This is a genomic window from Streptomyces sp. Ag109_O5-1, assembly GCF_003814875.1.
GTDB classification, from domain to species: Bacteria; Actinomycetota; Actinomycetes; order Streptomycetales; family Streptomycetaceae; genus Streptomyces; species Streptomyces sasae.
Genome location: NZ_RKQF01000001.1, coordinates 1,986,768 through 2,004,228 on the forward strand (window position 1 = coordinate 1,986,768; position 17,461 = coordinate 2,004,228).

Below are 17,461 nucleotides of genomic sequence, written 5' to 3' on the forward strand. Positions count from 1 at the left end.
ACGCCCCAGACCCTCTCACGTCTCACGACAGCCCCTATGAGCGGGGAGCTGACTGTAGCTGTTTGACCAGGTGGAAGACCTCGCGGGCCGCCTCACGGCTTCCCAGTTCCTGGCCCGATTGCGTATCTCCCACTACCACCTCCCCCGCAGGGCGACGACGACGGGTCTGCGGAGCAGGCGGCGTACTGGACAGGGTCGAACTGGACATGCCAGTTCCCCTTTCCGGTCCGACGGCGCGTCGCGTTGCCGGTACCGGGCCGCGTCGGGCGGTCAGAATCGTGACGACGCCACAACTGATCGGCAGGCTCCTGACTTGTTGAATCGGGCCCAGACGCGCGGTCTGCAGCCGTAGCGTCCAGGGTGTCGGTCGGCACAGCGTGAGCAAGACACCCCGGTCAGAGATCTCAAGAGTCAAACCCCGCCGCAGGACAGCACCCACCAATTCTCCCCGCACCCACAGCCCCCGGCCCAGACCCGCAGAACATGCTCAATCCCTAGCACATGGAACACCCTGAATCCGCCTCTGGCCGACCACAACGGATCACGAAGGGCGACAACACGTTCAACCCGCAAGTTTCACCAATGGCGCCAGCGCATGACGGGCCTCGGTCCGACTACCGGACAGGGATCAGCGCGCTCCCACGGTCATCGGCCTGCTGCCTTGGAAGGCCAGACGGTCCCGTCTCTGGGTGCGGCCGTTGCGCCTGTCGCCTCGCGCGGCTCTTGCGTACACGATTGTGTCCGCACCGAGGCCGACGACCGCTCGATGGCGCCTTGGACCCGCCCTGTCGAGCACGAGCTCAAGCAGGCGGCTTGACCGAAGACCACACGCCAAGCCAGGTCCGCTCGATGCGCCTCGCGGCGAAGCTCGGGTTCACCGAGCTGGAGCGATTAGAGGCGTACGGCGCCGAGCAGTTGGCGCAGTGCCAGCGTCTACGCAGAAGACTGACCACGATCTCCAGTGCGTGCGGCAGGTACCCGCACAAGGCTGCGAGTTCGAGCAGCTCGTCGGGTTCGCGGGCCGGGTGGTCATCAGCTTCATCGCCGGTGTGTGGGGCACCGGTGATGAGCTCGGCAGCGGACTGCGGGGTCAGAGTCCGGATGTCGACGAGCCGGGCGTCAAGGTCCGTCAGTCTGCGCCGCGAGGCGATGAGGACCCGGCGCGGGGCGCGGCGCAGAGCGGCCGGTGCCTGCTTCCCGCCTTAGAGCCCGCGCCCCGCTGACCGCGGACCCATGCCGTGTAACGGCACGCCGCGGCGTTGCTCGCGCCGAGCCACGCCGCGAACATCAGCGCTTCAGGCCCGTTCAGGCACGGACCAGGGGTGTGTCGACCAAATGCTCGGCCAGGAACCACGCCTGGAGTTCACCTGTCCGGATCACCTGTGAGACCAGCAGGTCGTTGGTGCCGTCGTCGCCCAACTCCGCGCTACGGGCAGCCGCGTCGTGGGCCTCGGTCAGGATGGTCTCGTGCGCCGCCAGCAACCGGGACAGCATGGCCGGCACCTCCTCCACGCCGTCCGGAGGGCGTGGGATCGAGGTGATCTCGGCGACGTGCCGGGGGTCCCCCACCGCAACACCGCCCAGGGTCTGGACCCGTTCGGCGAGGGCGTCGACGAGTTCGAGCTGCTCCCCAGCATGCTTGTCCAGCACCAGGTGCAGCTGGTAAAAGGTCGCCCCGCGCATCAGCCAGTGGTGCTTCTTGTAAAGGCCGTAGAGGATCTGAGTGTCCGCCAGGACTCTGTTGAGCTGCTGACAGGAGTACATGCGGGTTTCGTAGGACAGGCCGAGAGGAAACTGCTTGACGGTCCCGAACTCCTGGATGATCTCTCCCTTCTGATGCAGCCACGGCTGGCTGCTCACGTGCTGGGCACTGGTGGTCATGATCCGCCTCCTGCGGTCTGGGCTCTGTGTGCAGGGGGACGCTAGGTGCCCGCACGGCGGACTCGTTGCCCAGGAGCGCACGCGGTGGTGCTCGGCAGCGCACTGGGCTAGGGGTCCGTGCCCGTTGTGCGTCCTCGGGCAAGTCACCGTGCGCCGACGGACAGGGCCCGGTGCCTTGGCCCTTCTAACCTGTCGCGGACGGCGTGAGCCGACGAGCAGCGAGGAGAGACATGAGGGTGAGCGAGCAGGCCGATGTGGTCGTCCTGGGTCTGGGGCCCGGGGGCGAGTACGTCGCAGGCACGCTGGCAGAGGCCGGACTGGATGTGGTGGGGATCGAGGCCGAGCTCGTCGGGGGCGAGTGCCCGTACTGGGGATGCGTGCCCAGCAAGATGATGATCCGAGCCGGGAACCTGCTCGCCGAGGCAGGCCGCGTGCCCTTCCTCGCCGGTGAGGCGGAGGTGACTCCCGATTGGGGCCCGGTTGCCGGACGTATTCGAGGCGAGGCAACCGACGACTGGAACGACCGGGTAGCCGCCGACCGCCTCGCGGCGAAGGGCGGTCGGCTCGTGCGCGGAACGGGACGGCTCACCGGACCACGGCAGGTGACGGTCGGCGATCGCACGTTCGAGGCCCGGCGGGGTGTGGTTCTTGCCACCGGCACCCGGCCCCGGATTCCTCCGGTCCCGGGCCTGGCCTCGACGCCGTACTGGACCAACCGGGACGCCATAGCGGCCAAGGAGCTGCCGGCCTCGATGATCGTGCTCGGCGGAGGCGCCATCGGCGTGGAACTCGCCCAGGTCTTCGCCCGCTTCCGGTGCGCGGTCACGGTGGTGGAGGGGCAGGAGCGGTTGCTGTCGCAGGAGGAACCGGAAGCCGGGGAGCTGGCCGAGGAGGTCCTGCGGGCGGACGGCGTCGCCGTTCTCACCTCGGTCCGGGCCCGACAGGTCGGCCATGACGGCACCGGCTTCATCGTCCACCTCGAGGGCGAGGAGGAGCCCTTGCGCGCCGAACGGCTTCTCGTCGCCACCGGGCGCCGCGCCGACCTCGCCGAGTTGGGTGTCGATGCAGCGGGTCTCGACCCTTCGGCACGAGCCGTGCGCACGGACGGGCAGATGCGGGCCGAGGAAGGGCTCTGGGCGATCGGGGACGTCACCGGCCACGGCAGTTTCACGCATGTGTCGATGTACCAGGCGGAGATCGCCGTACGGGACATCCTCGGGCGTCCCGGCCCCGACGCCGACTACCGGGCGCTGCCCCGCGTCACCTTCACCGACCCCGAGATCGCGGCCGTGGGACTCACCGAGCAGCAGGCCCGCGACCAGCGGCTGCGAGTGCGCACCAGCGTGGTGCCGATCGCCTCCTCCACACGCGGCTGGATCCACGGGCGGGGCAACGAGGGGTTCATCAAACTGGTCGAGGATGCCGACCGAAGCGTGCTGATCGGGGCGACGTCGGCGGGACCGGTGGGAGGTGAAGTGTTGTACGGGCTGAACGTCGCCGTCCACGCGGAGGTGCCTGTCGAGCGCCTCAGGCACATGATCTACACCTATCCCACCTTCCACCGAACTGTGGAAGCCGCTCTGGGAGCCCTTCGCTGAGCCACCTCTCCTCTCGACGTACGCGGCGAGCCGGACGATGGCACGGGCGATCCGGCGGCACCATGGGCCGGGACCCAGGTGAACCGCACAGGACCGCCACATCGCTGGAACTCCTCTTCGACCTGTGCTTCGTCATAGCGGTGGCGCAGGCGTCAGCGAGCCTGAGCACAGCGGTGACCGGCGGGCACTACATCACGGGCTCCCTGCGCTTCGCGCTGGTGTTCTTCACCATCTGGTGGGCGTGGATGAACTTCACGTGGTTCGCTTCCGCCTACGACCCGGACGACGTCCCGTACCGGTTGACGGTGCTGGTCCAGATCACGGGGTCCCTCATTCTCGCCGCCGGCGTCCCACGGGCATTCGAGGAAGGCGACCTGCGTGTCATCACGCTGGGATACGCCCTACTGCGTACGGCCCTGGCCGTCCTATGGTTGCGTGCCGCGCGATCGGACCCCGGCCGGCGGCGGACGGCGCTTCGCTTCGCCGTCGGAGTGACGGGCTGCCAGATCGGCTGGGTCGGAGTGCTCTTCCTCCCGGCCCCGGCACAACTGCCCGCCATCATCGGGTTGATCGTCGCCGAGCTTTCCGTCCCGGTGTGGGCGCAGTCCGCCGGGATGACCCCGTGGCACCCGCACCACATCGCCGAGCGGTACGAACTGTTCACTCTCATCGTGCTCGGTGAGTCCGTCGCAGCCGCCACGACGGCGGTCCGCGGCGCCTTCGACCAGCACCACAACGCCGGTGCGCTGTACCTGCTGGCAGCAGGTGGCCTGCTCATGGTCTTCGCCATGTGGTGGCTGTACTTCGCCAGACCGGCGCACACTCTGCTCGCCACGACGCACCAAGCCCACCGCAAGAGGTTCACCTGGGCGTACGGCCACTACCTGATCTTCGCTTCGGCGGCCGCCGAGGGGGCCGGCCTGGCGGCGTACGCCAAGCTGATCACGCGGCGCGCCGATGTCCCATCGCCGGCAGCAGGTGGCGCGATCACCATGCCGGCAGCGATCTTCCTGATCACCGTGTGGGCCATACACGTCCGGCCGCACCAGCGGAGCGGGGCCGAACAGCTTGCGTTTCCCGCTGTCGCGGTCGCTGTGCTGGTGGCCGGTCGCTTCCCGGCGCCGGCCGTAATCGCCGGTCTGCTGGCGGCGGCTCTGGTCGTCGTGGTCACGGTGGCCGACCGGACCGAGTGAGTGCCGCACTGAGGTGAGAACACGGCTGCGCGGACGAAACGAGTTCGTCCGCGCAGCTGGTCTGCCCCTCATCTCAGCTCGTCGCCCGTACGGCGACGCGGATCAGGTCGGCTACCTCCTTGGGCTGGGAGACGGCGACCGCGTGCGACGCGCCCTCGATCTCGACGACGGTCGCCCCGGCGCGCTTGGCGCCGAACCGTTCGACCTCGGGGTTGATCGCCTCGTCCGCTCCGGCCACCAGGGCCCAGGACGGCTTTGTCTTCCACGCGGCCGCGGCGGCCGTCTCCTCGAACGCCGCGGCGGCCAGTGGCCGCTGGGCCACGGCCAGGACCTTGGTGACGTCGGCGGGCACGTCAGCGGCGAAGACCGACGGGAAGGCGTCGGCGGCGATGGTGACCTCGACCGCGGGGTCACCATCCTCAACGGGGTACGTCCACTGCTTCAGGTTGCTGGCCAGCGGGGAGAGCGGGAAGCGGCCCTGCAGTTCGCCGAGACTCTCGCCTTCCTCCAGGGCGTAGGCGGCGACGTAGACGAGCCCGACGACGTTCTCCGTGACGCCGGCCACGGTGATGAGGGCGCCTCCGTAGGAGTGGCCGACCAGCACGACGGGGCCGTCGATCTGGGCGGCCACGGAGGCGACGTAGGCGGCGTCGGCGGCGAGGCCGCGCAGGGGGTTGGGCGGGGCGATCACGGGGATGCCGTAGCCCTGGAGTTCGGCGATGACGCCGGACCAGCTGGCCGCGTCGGCGAAGGCGCCGTGGACGAGCAGGACGGTGGGCGTGGTCGTGGTCATGTCGGGGTGTCTCCTCGGGTTCAGGCGGTGTGCAGGGCGGCGCGCAGGGTGCCGGTGGCCAGCGTGATGGCGGCCTCGGCGGCGTGGGTCCCGCGCAGGGCGTTGAGCATCACGAAGTCGTGGATGATGCCCTGGAAGCGGACCGCGGTGACCGGAACGCCCGCCTCGCGCAGCTTGTTGGCGTACGCCTCGCCCTCGTCGCGCAGCACGTCCGCCTCGCCGGTGATGACCAGGGCCGGGGGCAGACCCGCGAGCTGCTCGGTGGTGGCGCGCAGCGGGGAGGCGGTGATCTGCGCCCGTTCGGCCTCGTCGGTCGTGTACTGGTCCCAGAACCACTGCATGCCGTCGCGGCGCAGGAAGTAGCCCTCCGCGAACTGGTGGTAGGAGCGGGTGTCGAAGTTCGCGTCGGTGACCGGGTAGAACAGGACCTGCTGGAGCAGCGGGACATCGCCGCGCTCCTTGGCCATCAGGGTCAGCGCGGCGGTCATGTTGCCGCCGACGGAGTCGCCGGCCACCGCGAGGCGGCTGCCGTCCAGGCCCTTGGACGCGCCCTGCCGCACGACCCACTGGGCGACCGTGAAGTTCTGCTCGATGGCGACCGGGTAGCGGACCTCGGGCGACAGGTCGTACTCGGGGAAGACCACGGCGGCGCCCGCGCCGACGGCGAGTTCCCGCACCAGCCGGTCGTGGGTGTGTGCGTTGCCGAACACCCAGCCCGCGCCGTGGATGTAGAGGATCACCGGCAGGGCGTCCCCGGCCCCGGCGGGCTTGACGATGCGCGCGCGGACGCTGCCCGTCGGACCGCCCGAGACGGTGATCCACTCCTCGTCGACGGCCGGCTTGTCGATCTCGCCGGACTGCACCTCGTCGACGGCCTTGCGCCCTTCCGCCGGAGGCAGGTCGAACAGGTACGGCGGATTGGCTGTCGCCTCAGCGAAAGCGGCTGCCGCGGGTTCCAGCACCGGCTGAACCGGCTCGATGGCATCGGACATGTGAATCTCCTGGAATGGTCATGGGGACGGCGGCCCTTCCGGCAATACGGCCGCCACGCTAAGACCAGCGAGCACGCGGCAATTGCCCACGGGCGCACCGCTGCTGTCCTCACAGTGCACGGCTGCCTTCGACCTCTCCCATCACATTCAGAGCGCGGACGAGTCAGTGCACGAGAGGACAAGTTCTGTGCACGGGCAGAACATGGGGGCGAATCTGCCGTGCCTATCGTGATGGTGAAGCAGCCGCGGCCTCTCACGCACAGGGCCTGTCCTCGTTCTCAGGGCACGACGAGTGTCGGTGGAATTCGCTCGGTGCGATTCGAGCAAACGGGCGTGCGAGCGGGACGGACCAGCCGAAGCCCGCCGCTTCCGACCATGACTCGAATCGAAGTCGATTTCCCAGAGGAGTTTCAAGAGATGTCAACAATGCCTGTCGGCGGGCTGGTTCCACATGCCATCGAGAATGCCGCGGACCTCATCGTCCGCAACGCGAAGATCCACACCGGGGACCCGGGCCGCCCGCATGCGGAGGCGCTCGCCATCCACGACGGCGTCATCACGGTCATGGGTGACGACAAGGACGTCGCTCCCCATGTCGGCGCGGGCACGAAGGTGGTCGACGCGCTCGGGCGACGGGTGATCCCCGGCCTCAACGACGCTCATCTGCACGTGATCCGCGGGGGCCTCAACTACGTGCTGGAGCTGCGCTGGGACGGCGTCCGCACCCTGCGCCAGGGGCTGGCCATGCTGCGCGAGCAGGCGGCCCGCACACCCAAGGGCCAGTGGGTGCGGGTGGTCGGCGGCTGGTCGGCCGAGCAGTTCGCCGAGCGGCGGCTGCCCACCGTCGCCGAGCTGAACGCCGCCGCACCGGACACCCCGGTGTTCGTCCTGCACCTGTACCAGTCGGCCGTGCTGAACCGGGCGGCACTCAAGGCCGCCGGCTTCACCAGGGACACACCCGACCCCAGGGGCGGCCAGATCGTGCGAGGCCGGGACGGGGAACCGACCGGCATGCTGCTGGCGTCCCCCAGCGCCCTGATCCTCTACTCGACCCTCGCCAAGGCGCCGGTGCTGGACGAGGAGCACAGGAAGACGTCCACCCGCCATTTCCTCCGGGAGCTGAACAGGTTCGGCCTCACCTCGGCGATCGACGCGGCGGGCGGATTCCAGAACTTCCCCGATAACTACGAGACGGTCACGGAACTGGCCAGGGAAGGACAGCTCTCCCTGCGCATCGCCTATCACCTCTTCCCGCAGACCGCAGGCCAGGAGATCGACGACCTCACCCGCTGGATCGGCATGGTCCGTCCAGAGGACGGGGACGAATGGCTGCGTCTCAACGGAGCCGGCGAGAATCTCACTTGGGCGGCGGCGGACTTCGAGAACTTCGCCCAGCCGCGCCCCGAGCACTCCCCCGACTACGAGGTGGAATTCGAGAAGGCCGTGCGCCTTCTCATGGAGAACGGCTGGGGATTCCGGCTGCACGCCACCTATGACGAAACCATCCGCCGTGACCTGGCGGTGTTCGAGAAGCTCGCTTCGGAAGGGCTCTTCCCAGGCGGGAACCGGTGGCTGTTCGACCACGCGGAGACTGTCTCCCCGGACAGCCTCGACCGCATCGCCGCGCTCGGCGGCGCGATGTCCGTGCAGAACCGCCTGTCCTTCCAGGGCGAGGCGTTCGTACGGCGCTACGGCCCCGGAGCCGCCGCGGACGCCCCGCCGGTCCGAGCCATGCTGGACCGCGGGCTGACCGTGGGCGCCGGCACCGATGCCACCCGGGTCTCCACCTACAACCCCTGGGTCGCCCTGCACTGGCTCGTCAGCGGCCGCTCGGTCGGCGATCTGGCGCTGCGCCCGCCGACGAACCGCGTCGACCGGCAGACGGCGCTGGCGATGTTCACGCGCGCCGGAGCCGCACTGACCGGTGAGGACGAGGTCAAGGGCGTGCTGCGGCCGGGGTGTTACGCGGACCTGGCGGTGCTGTCCGAGGACTACTTCGCCGTGCCCGAACCGGACATCGCACACATCGAGTCGCTGCTGACCGTGACCGGCGGCCGGATCGTCTACGCCGCCGCCGAGTACGAGGGCCTCGACGAGGAACTTCCCCCCGTCAGCCCTGCTTGGAGCCCAGTAGCCCACTTCGGCGGCTACCAGGCGTCCCGTCGAGCGGCCCCTCCCGGCGCGCGCCAGGCGGAGCTGCTCGGCCAGGCCATCGCCGAATCGGAGCAGCACCGCCAGTGGCGCATCGCGCGGGGTCTCACTCCCGAGTCCGCGAGCACCCCCTTCGATCCCTGCTTCGTTCTCTGAACTCCCATAAGGCGCCTGGCTCTTGAGCCGCACCTTCCAGGACACCCACCAGCTCCGTCCAACCGGACGGTTCTTCCCACGGCACGGACAGCGGTTCGCGCCACCACTTACCGAGAAAGGCACACTCATGGTCAACATCTCCGAGGTCACCGCCGCCCCCAGCCCCGACCTGCTCACCCCGGACAACTGTGCGGTGCTGTTCGTCGACCACCAGCCGCAGATGTTCTTCGGCACCGGCAGCGGCGACCGCACCGCCATCATCAACTCCACCGTGGGCCTGGCGAGGTCCGCCAAGGCGTTCGACGTGCCGGTCGTGCTGAGCACCGTGGCCGCCGAGTCGTTCTCCGGCCCGATCATGCCGCAGTTGGCGGCGGTCTTCCCCGAGCAGAAGATCATCGACCGCAGCACGATGAACGCCTGGGAGGACCTCGCCTTCGTCGAGGCGGTCAAGGCCACCGGCCGCAAGAAGCTCGTCATCGCCGGCCTGTGGACCGAGGTCTGCGTCGTCCTGCCCGCGCTCTCCGCCATCGCCCAGGGCTACGAGGTCTACGTGGTCACCGACGCGTCCGGCGGTGTCAGCCCGCAGGCCCACGAGCACGCGATCCAGCGCATGGTGCAGGGCGGCGCGGTCCCGGTGACCTGGGTACAGGTCCTCCTGGAGCTCCAGCGTGACTGGGCCCGTACCGAGACGTATGCCGCCGTGGGCGACGTGGTCAAGGAGCACGGCGGGGCCTACGGCCTCGGGATGGTCTACGCGCAGGCCGTCATCGGCGCCCACGCCGCCGGCTGATCCTCACGCTGGAACAAGAACGCCAGGAACAGGCAGGAACACGATGGACGCTGGACTGTTGGTCCTCCGGCTGGTGGTGGGGTTGCTCATCGCCGGGCACGGGGTGCAGAAGGTGAGCTTCCGGCTCGGAGGCAACGGATTGGCGGGCGGGACCGAGGAGTTCCGCCGTGACGGCTTCCGCGGCGGCCGGCTGACCGCCCTCGTCGCGGGAGCCAGTCAGATCGGTTCCGGCCTTTTCCTGGCGGCCGGCCTGCTCACGCCCCTGGCCGCGATGGTCGCCATGGGCGTGATGACGGTCGCGGGCACCGTGAAGCGGCCCAAGGGACTGTGGGTCCAGAACGACGGCTACGAATACCCCCTCGTCCTTGTCGTCGTCTCCGCCGCACTGGCCCTCACCGGTGCCGGGCGATGGTCCGTGGACCACGCACTGGGGGTCACCTCCTGGCCGGTGTGGCTCGCCGCCGCCGTGATCGTGATCGGGCCGGCGAGCGCACTGCTCACCCGCGTGGTGCTGCACCGGCCGGCCACCGCAACGGAAGGAACGCGTTATGCACCGGCTGCTGAGTGACGCGGTCCGCACCCTGGTACCGCGCGGAGAGGAACGGCACGGCCCGCTGCCTCCTCTGATGCTGATCCTGACGGTGGCCACCGGCCTTGTCGACGCCGTGAGCTACCTGGCGCTCGGACACGTCTTCGTCGCCAACATGACCGGCAACGTGGTCTTCCTCGGGTTCGCCCTGGCCGGCGCCAAGAGCTTGTCCGCGCTCGCGTCGATCGTCTCGTTGACCGCATTCCTCCTCGGCGCGCTCGCAGGAGGCAGGCTCGGCACGCGGTTCGCCATGCACCGCGGGCACCTGCTGCGCACGGCGACGGCCGTGCAGACGGTGCTGGTCGCGGTCGCCGTGGTGGTCGCCGCCGTATCGGACGGCAAGGTCACCACCGATGTCCGGTACACCCTCATCGTGTGCCTGGGGCTCGCCATGGGCCTACAGAACGCGGTCGCCCGACGCCTGGGCGTTCCGGACCTCACCACGACCGTCCTGACCCTGACCCTGACGGGCCTGGCAGCGGACTCCACCCCGGCCGGCGGCGAGGCGCCACGCCCCGGCCGCCGGATCCTCTCCGTGCTCGCCATGTTCCTCGGCGCCCTCGTCGGAGCGCAGCTCGTCCTGCACGGCCATCTCGTCCTCATTCTGGGCCTGACGCTGGTGCTGCTCGCGGTCACCTCCGTGAGCACCCACCTTCTCTCGACCGGCGACGCCACCTGGATCCGGCCACGGCCCTGAACGACACACCGGCCCACCCGTGGCACTGCGCTGAGGGCACACACCCTGTGCGCTGACGGTCAACAACAGCCGGTGGGCCGATCCTAGTTTCAACACGACAACAGCCGCGTGGCATACGCGGCATCTGCCGGAGCCAAACGCGTCCGCACCCACCCCGCATGGACCATCATGAGCCCCGCACCACCCACCACACCGACACACTCCCCAAAACCGGATTCGCCATGGGCGCCGCTCGCGGCGCGCGTCTTCCGGGCGCTGTGGATCGCCCAGTTGGTCTCCAACATCGGCAGCTGGATGCAGATGGTGGGCGCCCAGTGGCTGCTGATCGGGCACGACGCGGCACTGGTGACGCTCGTCCAGACGGCCTCCAGCCTGCCCGTCGTGCTCCTGGCTCTGCCCTCGGGCGTGGTCGCCGACCGCTACGACCGTCGCAGGGTGCTCCTGGCCGCGCAGTTGGCCATGCTCGCGGTCTCCGGCGCGCTCACCGCGCTGGCGTTCGCGGACGCGCTCACCCCGGTGCTGCTGCTGGTGCTCACCTTCCTGCTGGGATGCGGCACCGCGTTGATGGGCCCGGCCTGGCAGGCGATCCAGCCGGAGCTGGTGGAACGCCGCCAGCTAGGGCAGGCTGCTGCGCTCGGCGGCGTCAACATGAATCTGGCCCGCGCCCTCGGACCGGCCGTGGGCGGAGTGGTCGTGGCAGCGGCGGGCGCGGGGTGGGTATTCGCCTTCAACGCCGCCTCCTATCTCGGCATCGCCGCCGTCCTGCTGCTCTGGCGGCCTCCCCGGACTGTTGTCCCCGCCCCCAGCGGGGAGAAGCTGCTGACCGCCGTCGACGCGGGCCGTCGCTACGTGTGGTACGCACCGGGCATCCGCCGGGTCCTCCTGCGCATGATGCTGTTCATCCCTGGTGGCGCCGCTCTGTGGGCGCTGCTGCCGCTTGTCGCGAGCCGCTCCCTGCACCTGGGCTCGGGCGGCTACGGGCTACTCCTGGGCGCGGTCGGCGCCGGAGCGGTCGCGGGCGCCTTCGTACTGCCCCACAGCAACCGGGTGCTCGGCGCCAACGGCACTCTGGGCAGCGGTGCCCTGGTCTTCGCGGGCGTCCTGGTGGTACTGGCCACCGTACACATCCCGTGGCTGGTGACGGTGGTGCTGCTGTTCGCGGGTCTGGCGTGGATCGGGGTCCTGTCCACCCTCAACGCGGCCATGCTGACGCGGCTCCCGGGCTGGGTCCGGGCCCGTGGCCTCGCCGTCTATCTCCTTGTCTTCCAAGGCGGCCAGGCGCTGGTGGCGCCACTGTGGGGCGCCCTCGCCGACCGGCTGGGGCTCGCCGTCCCCCTCCTGGCCGGCAGCGCGTTGCTCCTGGTCAGTACCATCAGCCTGCGCCGCTGGCCGCTGTACGGGGCGGAGGGCGTCGACCCCTCCCTGTCCGAGCACTGGCCGGTCCCGCCCCTGGTGTTCGAGCCCGGGCCAGCCGCCGGCCCCGTGCTGGTCACCGTCTCCTACCGCGTCGCCCCCGGGAACGGATCCGCCTTCAGTGACTGCATGGATCACGTCGCCCGTTCCCGGCGGCGCACAGGAGCCCTCACATGGGGGCTGTACCAGGACGGACAGGATCCCGGGCACTTCATCGAGAACTACCTCGTCGCCTCCTGGTCCGAGCATCTCGCCCAGCACAGCGACAGGCTCACCCTCACCGACCGCCGCTACGAGGAGCAGGCACGCCGTCTACTCGTCCCCGGCACCCGGCCAGAGGTCACCCATGCCTTCGACACGTCCTCGGGACCCGTCGTCCCGGAAGACGGCGAAGGGATCCCGACGCCGAGCCTCCGTCGCGTACCGAAGGAACAGGACCAGCAGGCAACGAACCAAGTCGTCGAAACAGAAAGGTGATCGCACCGCGTGGAAATCCACCGCGCCGCTGACCAGCACCAACCGAAAGGATCCCGATGAGCCAGCCTTCCGCCACACCGACCGTCGAGCGGGTGGACAACCAACACCGATACGAAATCCTCGTCGACGGAAAGCGCGTCGGCCTGACCGCGTACCGCGACCGTGGTGAGCAGCGGGTCTTCTTCCACACGGAAGTCGACGACGCCTTCGCCGGACAGGGGCTGGCCGCGCAACTGGTCCATGAGGCACTCACCGATGTGCGCGCGTCGGGCAAGCGCATCGTGCCGGTCTGTCCCTATGTGGCCAAGTACCTGAACCGGCATGAGGAGTTCAACGACATCACCGACCCGGTGACCCCGGAGATCCTGGAGTGGCTGAACACGGAGTTGGGCTGACGGCCGGGAGAGGCCATGCGGCGGCGTCCTCCCGCCTCGCAGCTGGGACCTTCGCTGACCATCGGGAGGTCACCGACGTATAGGCATGGAGAGGGGACCGCCTCTCATTCGGTGGCTCCGCTGGTGACGCCGGCGGCGACGTGGCGCTGAGCGACGACAAGCAGCACGGCCGCCGGGACGGAAGCCAGAACGGCGGTGGCCATGATGGCGTTCCACTGGTTCGTGTGGGCGCCGATGTACTGGTAGATGCCCAGGGTGATCGGCCGTACGGTCTCCGTGGTGGTCAGCGTGAGGGCGAAGAGGAAGTCGCTCCACGTGAAGAGGAAGGTGAAGAGGGCGGTGGTGATCAACGCGTTCACACTCACCGGAAGCGCCACGGAGCGGAGAACGCGCAGCCTCCCCGCGCCGTCCACTCGCGCGGCGTCGATGATCTCCCTGGGAATGCCCTGCATGAACGAACGCAGGATGATGATCGCGAAGGGGACTCCGGCGGTCGAGTCGGCGAGGATCAGTCCGAGGTAGGAGTTCAGGAGCCCCAGGTCTGTATACGCGCTGTAGAGCGCGTTGGCCACGACGATGCTCGGAACCATCTGTGTGATCAGAACGCCGAAGACCACGAGGTTGGTTCCTCGGAGGCGGAACTGGGCCAGCGCGTAGGCCGCCGGGGCGGCGAGCACCAGGCTGAGCGCAACGCTGCCGAGAGCCACGACGAGGCTGGTGACGAGGTTGCGTCCCTGATCGCGCAGTGCCGTGGCGTAACCGCTGAAGTCCGGGTGGAAGGGGAACCAGGCTCCGTACAGTGCGTTGCCCGCCGGCTGCAGGGAAGCATTCACCATCCAGTAGACGGGAAACAGCATCAGCGCGAGCAGGAAGATCCCGACGATCGTGGACGGCCAGCCCCGCTTCGGCGCGCGCTTCACGAGACCTCCTCTCAGGCGTTCTTGGCGCGCCGGTTGGCGCGCAGGTAGACGAGGGCGAAGACGAGCGAGATGACGATGAGCAGGTTGCTCATCGCGGCGCCGCGTCCGAACTCGAACTGCTGAAAGGACAGTTCGTAGGACTGGGTGGCGAGGGTCTCCGTGGCGTCGGCCGGTCCTCCGCCCGTCACCACGAGGATGATGTCCAGCACCTTGACCGTGTAGACCGCGCCCAGCACCACAACGACGCTGACCACGGGCCGCAGCAGTGGCCAGGTGACATGGCGAAACGACTTCACCGGACCGGCGCCGTCCAGCTTCGCCGCCTCGTACAGATGTGTAGGGATGTCCTGTAGGCCGCCGTAGAGGATCGTGGTGTTGAAGGGTATTCCGACCCAGATGTTGATCAGGATCACCGACACGAGCGCCTGCGAGGTGCCGGTGAGCCAGGGGATGCCGGACGGCAGCAGGTGGAGGTGACGGAGTGTGCTGTTGACGACTCCCGAGTCGGTGTCGAGCATCCACCTCCACGTCGTTCCGGAGACGACCAGTGGCAGCAGCCACGGCAGCAACAGGAGGGACCGCAGAACACCGGCGAGCGGGAAGCGCCGCTGGAAGAACAGGGCGAACGCCAGGCCGAGCACAAACTGCACGAACAGCGAGCCGGCGGTGAACAGGACCGTGGTCAGCAAGACCTTGGGGAACAGGTCCGACGACAGGATCCTTGAGTAGTTCTCCACCCCCACGAACGGCGCGGCACCGGTGTAGAACGTCGCGGGCGTGTACTGCTGGAAGCTCATCACGATGTTCTTGACGATCGGGTAGCCGAAGAAGAGCAGCAGGTACGCCGCGGCGGGCACGATGAACATCCCCTGGGCGAGGGACTCCCACCTGCGTGCCCGGACCACGGCCCTCTCCCTGCGGCGCGCGTCCTCGTCCTCTGTCGCACCAGTGCCGGGTGTCCCGGCGTCGGCGGCGCCGGCTTCCTGCCCGGTGCCGGTCCGCAGGGCCCTGGACAGATCAGGACCCCGTCGCGATCAGCTGTGCATCCTTGAGCGCTTCCTCCGGTGTCTGCTCGCCGGTCAGCGCGGACTGGATCGCAGTGTAAATCCCGGTCGCCGCCTTCGGCCACTTGACGCCGAGCTCGCGGGTACGGGCCCGGGCCCCTTCAGCGCTTCTTACGAAGGCAGCCATCGACGGGAGCTGTTCGGCGTACTGGGAGGCCACCGCGGTGCGGGAGGGAACGGTGAAGTACTGCTTGGCCAGGGCGAGCATGTTCTTGGAGTCGTTCAGGCAGGCCAGTACCTGGGCGGCCTTCTCCTGCCGGGCCTCGGAACCGGTCTGCGGGACCGTCCACACCTCACCGCCGAGTGGTGTGACAGGTGCCTGCCCCGCCCGGGGGACAGGGATGGGTGCCACCGCCCAGTGCAGGTTCTTGGCTTGGTTCAGGGCGGGGATCCGCCAGGGGCCGTTGACCATCATGGCTGCCTTGCCGGCGACGAACTGGTCGTGGACGTCGGCCTGGGTCCAGTTCAGCACGGACTTCGACATGGAACCGCTCTTCACCAGGTCGACCCACAGCTGGAGTGCCTGCGCGGCCTGCGGTGTGTCCAACTGCTTCTCGTCCCCGCCGTTGGACCACAGGAAGGGCAGGAACTGCCAGGTGCCCTCGAAGGTGGCGTTGGCGTCGACCGCCATGCCGTAGCGTCCCGGGCGGGTCAGCTTGGCCGCCGCCGCCTTCAGCTCGTCCCAGGTCCTCGGCACGGCGACGCCGGCCTCTGCGAGCATGTCCTTGTTGTAGAAGAGCGCGATCGTGCTGACGGTGGGTGCCAGCCCGTACACCTTTTCCTTGTAGGTGCCCGCCGACAGGATGCCCTCGGCGAAGCCGCTGGAGTCGATGCCGTACTGGTCCAGTGGGGTCAGCGCGCCGGTCCCTGCGATCTGCTGCAGGTCGGGGTTGTCCAGCATCAACAGGTCGGGAAGGGTCCGTGACGACGCCCGCTGCAGGACCTTCGGGATGAGCGACGCGCCTGGAACGCTGGTGTGCTCGACCTTCACGCCGACGCTCTTGCCGCAGGCGGTAAGGCGTGTGCCCCACTGGCTGTGTTCGGTTGCGTCGGTGTAGTAGTCAAGCGCGGTGATGGAGGTGACCTTGCCGGTGGCGGATCCGCCGCCGGTTCCGCCACCGCAGCCGGTGGCAGCCAGTACCAGGGCGACGGATCCGAAGACGGCGGCGAACCGCCGCGCCGGCAGTCTGACCGGTGAAAACATGATGGTGCCTGTTCCCGAGTGACATCTGTGGCCGGAATGTCGGTCTCGGGAAGTGCAGGAGTTTCGAGGGTCCCGTGACGACTCGGTCAGCGTAAGCGCACGGGTCAAGGCCATGACGTCCGGGTCGGTAACACAAAACGGTCTGTAGCAGCGACTTCCCGGTGACCATCAAGCCCGGCGTTCGCCCAGGTCAGCTGCGAGGACAGGCTGCGGCCATTGAGCTGCTCGACGGTGGCCGTCCCGCCACACAGCGGCTCTGGGAGGACACGGCACCCGGCGAGACTCTGCCGTTGCCTCCTTCATCCGCTCACAAGGTTCGTCGAAGCCTGTCGCCGTCTCCGCGACCAGTGCCCTGTTCGGCGGCTTCGCGGATCATCGATGCCACGGCGCCGGGCTGCGACAGCACGACGGCGTGCGTACCGTCCAGCAGGTGTTCGGTGGCCGCCATGCGCTGTGCCATGAAGCGCTGAGCGGTGGGGTTGAGCATCCGGTCGGCGGTCGCGATGGCGTACCAGGACGGCTTGGAGGCCCACGCCGGCGGGCCCGATCTTCCGGTCAGCGCGCTCCAGGCGATCGGGCGTTGCGCCGCGGACAGGACATCCGTGACGCGGGGCGGCAGCTCGGCGGCGTACACCTGCGGGAAGCGTTCCTTACGGATGTACAGCTCGCTGTCCGGCTCGGCGGGAAACCGGCCGGGGAGAGCGACGGTGACGGTCGCGTCGGTCACCGGCATCGGGGCAAAACGGTTCGTGATGTCCGCAACGCACTCTCCGGCGTCGAGGCCGAACGCCGCGACGTAGCACAACGCCACGATGTTGTCGGCGTCGGCAGCGGCCTGCGTGATGACCGCACCACCGTAGCCGTGGCCGACCAGCACGACCGGGACGTCGAGGTGGCACACCACACTCCTGATGTAGGCGGCGTCCTGCGCCAGGCCGCGCAGCGGGTTCGCCGGGGCACGCACCGTCAGTCCGGCGGCTTGAAGAAGTCTGATGACCCCCGCCCAGGATGAGGCGTCGGTGAATGCCCCGTGCACAAGCACGATGGTCGGCAGTACGGGGGTGGGTCCGTGCACGTCGGTGGCCTCCGAATACGTTCGGTCCCAGCCAAGCGCGTCCAGGTGGGGCAGGCATCGCGTGAACGTACCA

General features: G+C 69.0%; 16 protein-coding genes and 1 pseudogene. 10 read left to right on the forward strand and 7 right to left on the reverse strand.

Annotation, left to right across the window (positions count from 1 at the left end; genetic code table 11):
- Positions 1-843: 843 nt before the first annotated feature.
- A pseudogene (locus EDD90_RS56990) lies at positions 844-915 on the forward strand (GNAT family N-acetyltransferase); the annotation flags it as partial.
- 50 nt (positions 916-965) lie between these two features.
- On the forward strand, positions 966-1,223 hold the full coding sequence (locus EDD90_RS55215; RefSeq protein WP_185148995.1) for a hypothetical protein: 258 nt from the start codon (positions 966-968) through the stop codon (positions 1,221-1,223).
- Between the two features lie 82 nt (positions 1,224-1,305).
- On the opposite strand, the gene EDD90_RS08955 is transcribed toward EDD90_RS55215, so the two are convergent.
- Entirely contained in the window at positions 1,306-1,881 is a 576-nt protein-coding gene (locus tag EDD90_RS08955; protein WP_028804944.1) for a Dps family protein, read from the reverse strand.
- Positions 1,882-2,117: 236 nt separating this feature from the next.
- Between EDD90_RS08955 and EDD90_RS08960 the strand changes: the two genes are divergently transcribed.
- Entirely contained in the window at positions 2,118-3,479 is a 1,362-nt protein-coding gene (locus EDD90_RS08960; RefSeq protein ID WP_123972565.1) for an NAD(P)/FAD-dependent oxidoreductase, read from the forward strand.
- A gap of 62 nt (positions 3,480-3,541) precedes the next feature.
- A complete protein-coding gene (locus EDD90_RS08965) occupies positions 3,542-4,672 on the forward strand; it encodes a low temperature requirement protein A (protein ID WP_123972566.1) in 1,131 nt (376 codons plus the stop codon).
- A gap of 73 nt (positions 4,673-4,745) precedes the next feature.
- On the opposite strand, the gene EDD90_RS08970 is transcribed toward EDD90_RS08965, so the two are convergent.
- Complete coding sequence (locus EDD90_RS08970; protein WP_123972567.1) at positions 4,746-5,465, reverse strand: alpha/beta fold hydrolase; 720 nt, start codon at positions 5,463-5,465, stop codon at positions 4,746-4,748.
- Positions 5,466-5,485: 20 nt separating this feature from the next.
- Complete coding sequence (locus EDD90_RS08975; protein WP_123972568.1) at positions 5,486-6,457, reverse strand: alpha/beta hydrolase; 972 nt, start codon at positions 6,455-6,457, stop codon at positions 5,486-5,488.
- Positions 6,458-6,874: 417 nt separating this feature from the next.
- On the opposite strand from EDD90_RS08975, the gene EDD90_RS08980 reads away from it, so the two are divergent.
- From EDD90_RS08980 to EDD90_RS09005, 6 genes are all read left to right on the forward strand, one after another.
- The gene (locus EDD90_RS08980) at positions 6,875-8,764 is read left to right on the forward strand and encodes an amidohydrolase (protein WP_123972569.1); all 1,890 of its coding nucleotides are present in this window, start codon (positions 6,875-6,877) and stop codon (positions 8,762-8,764) included.
- A gap of 127 nt (positions 8,765-8,891) precedes the next feature.
- Positions 8,892-9,554: a hydrolase gene (locus EDD90_RS08985; RefSeq protein WP_123972570.1), complete on the forward strand. Its 663-nt coding sequence runs from the start codon at positions 8,892-8,894 to the stop codon at positions 9,552-9,554.
- Between the two features lie 43 nt (positions 9,555-9,597).
- Positions 9,598-10,122, forward strand: a complete 525-nt coding sequence (locus tag EDD90_RS08990; RefSeq protein WP_123972571.1) for a DoxX family protein — start codon at positions 9,598-9,600, stop codon at positions 10,120-10,122.
- Positions 10,103-10,840, forward strand: coding sequence for a YoaK family protein (locus EDD90_RS08995; protein ID WP_123972572.1), 738 nt, complete (start codon positions 10,103-10,105; stop codon positions 10,838-10,840). The genes EDD90_RS08990 and EDD90_RS08995 overlap by 20 nt, the downstream gene beginning before the upstream one ends.
- A gap of 168 nt (positions 10,841-11,008) precedes the next feature.
- A complete protein-coding gene (locus EDD90_RS09000; RefSeq protein ID WP_123972573.1) occupies positions 11,009-12,730 on the forward strand; it encodes an MFS transporter in 1,722 nt (573 codons plus the stop codon).
- Between the two features lie 56 nt (positions 12,731-12,786).
- Positions 12,787-13,125, forward strand: a complete 339-nt coding sequence (locus tag EDD90_RS09005; protein ID WP_123972574.1) for a GNAT family N-acetyltransferase — start codon at positions 12,787-12,789, stop codon at positions 13,123-13,125.
- Positions 13,126-13,229: 104 nt separating this feature from the next.
- Here EDD90_RS09005 and EDD90_RS09010 read toward each other — a convergent pair whose 3' ends face one another.
- The 4 genes from EDD90_RS09010 to EDD90_RS09025 form a co-directional block, all read right to left on the reverse strand.
- Complete coding sequence (locus EDD90_RS09010; RefSeq protein ID WP_123972575.1) at positions 13,230-14,045, reverse strand: carbohydrate ABC transporter permease; 816 nt, start codon at positions 14,043-14,045, stop codon at positions 13,230-13,232.
- A gap of 11 nt (positions 14,046-14,056) precedes the next feature.
- Positions 14,057-14,950, reverse strand: a complete 894-nt coding sequence (locus EDD90_RS09015; protein ID WP_260327743.1) for a carbohydrate ABC transporter permease — start codon at positions 14,948-14,950, stop codon at positions 14,057-14,059.
- Positions 14,951-15,062: 112 nt separating this feature from the next.
- Positions 15,063-16,313 carry an ABC transporter substrate-binding protein gene (locus tag EDD90_RS09020; protein ID WP_185148997.1) on the reverse strand — a complete coding sequence of 417 codons (1,251 nt, stop codon included), beginning with the start codon at positions 16,311-16,313 and terminating at the stop codon, positions 15,063-15,065.
- 307 nt (positions 16,314-16,620) lie between these two features.
- Complete coding sequence (locus tag EDD90_RS09025; protein ID WP_260327744.1) at positions 16,621-17,388, reverse strand: alpha/beta fold hydrolase; 768 nt, start codon at positions 17,386-17,388, stop codon at positions 16,621-16,623.
- Positions 17,389-17,461: the final 73 nt, after the last annotated feature.

Coding starts and splice junctions, on each gene's coding strand:
- EDD90_RS09000 (WP_123972573.1), top strand. CDS start 11,009: ATGAGCCCCGCACCACCCACCACACCGACACACTCCCCAAAACCGGAT.
- EDD90_RS08980 (WP_123972569.1), top strand. CDS start 6,875: ATGTCAACAATGCCTGTCGGCGGGCTGGTTCCACATGCCATCGAGAAT.
- EDD90_RS08995 (WP_123972572.1), top strand. CDS start 10,103: ATGCACCGGCTGCTGAGTGACGCGGTCCGCACCCTGGTACCGCGCGGA.
- EDD90_RS08965 (WP_123972566.1), top strand. CDS start 3,542: ATGGGCCGGGACCCAGGTGAACCGCACAGGACCGCCACATCGCTGGAA.
- EDD90_RS08970 (WP_123972567.1), bottom strand. CDS start 5,465: ATGACCACGACCACGCCCACCGTCCTGCTCGTCCACGGCGCCTTCGCC.
- EDD90_RS08990 (WP_123972571.1), top strand. CDS start 9,598: ATGGACGCTGGACTGTTGGTCCTCCGGCTGGTGGTGGGGTTGCTCATC.
- EDD90_RS08975 (WP_123972568.1), bottom strand. CDS start 6,457: ATGTCCGATGCCATCGAGCCGGTTCAGCCGGTGCTGGAACCCGCGGCA.
- EDD90_RS08985 (WP_123972570.1), top strand. CDS start 8,892: ATGGTCAACATCTCCGAGGTCACCGCCGCCCCCAGCCCCGACCTGCTC.
- EDD90_RS09005 (WP_123972574.1), top strand. CDS start 12,787: ATGAGCCAGCCTTCCGCCACACCGACCGTCGAGCGGGTGGACAACCAA.
- EDD90_RS08955 (WP_028804944.1), bottom strand. CDS start 1,881: ATGACCACCAGTGCCCAGCACGTGAGCAGCCAGCCGTGGCTGCATCAG.
- EDD90_RS09020 (WP_185148997.1), bottom strand. CDS start 16,313: ATGTTTTCACCGGTCAGACTGCCGGCGCGGCGGTTCGCCGCCGTCTTC.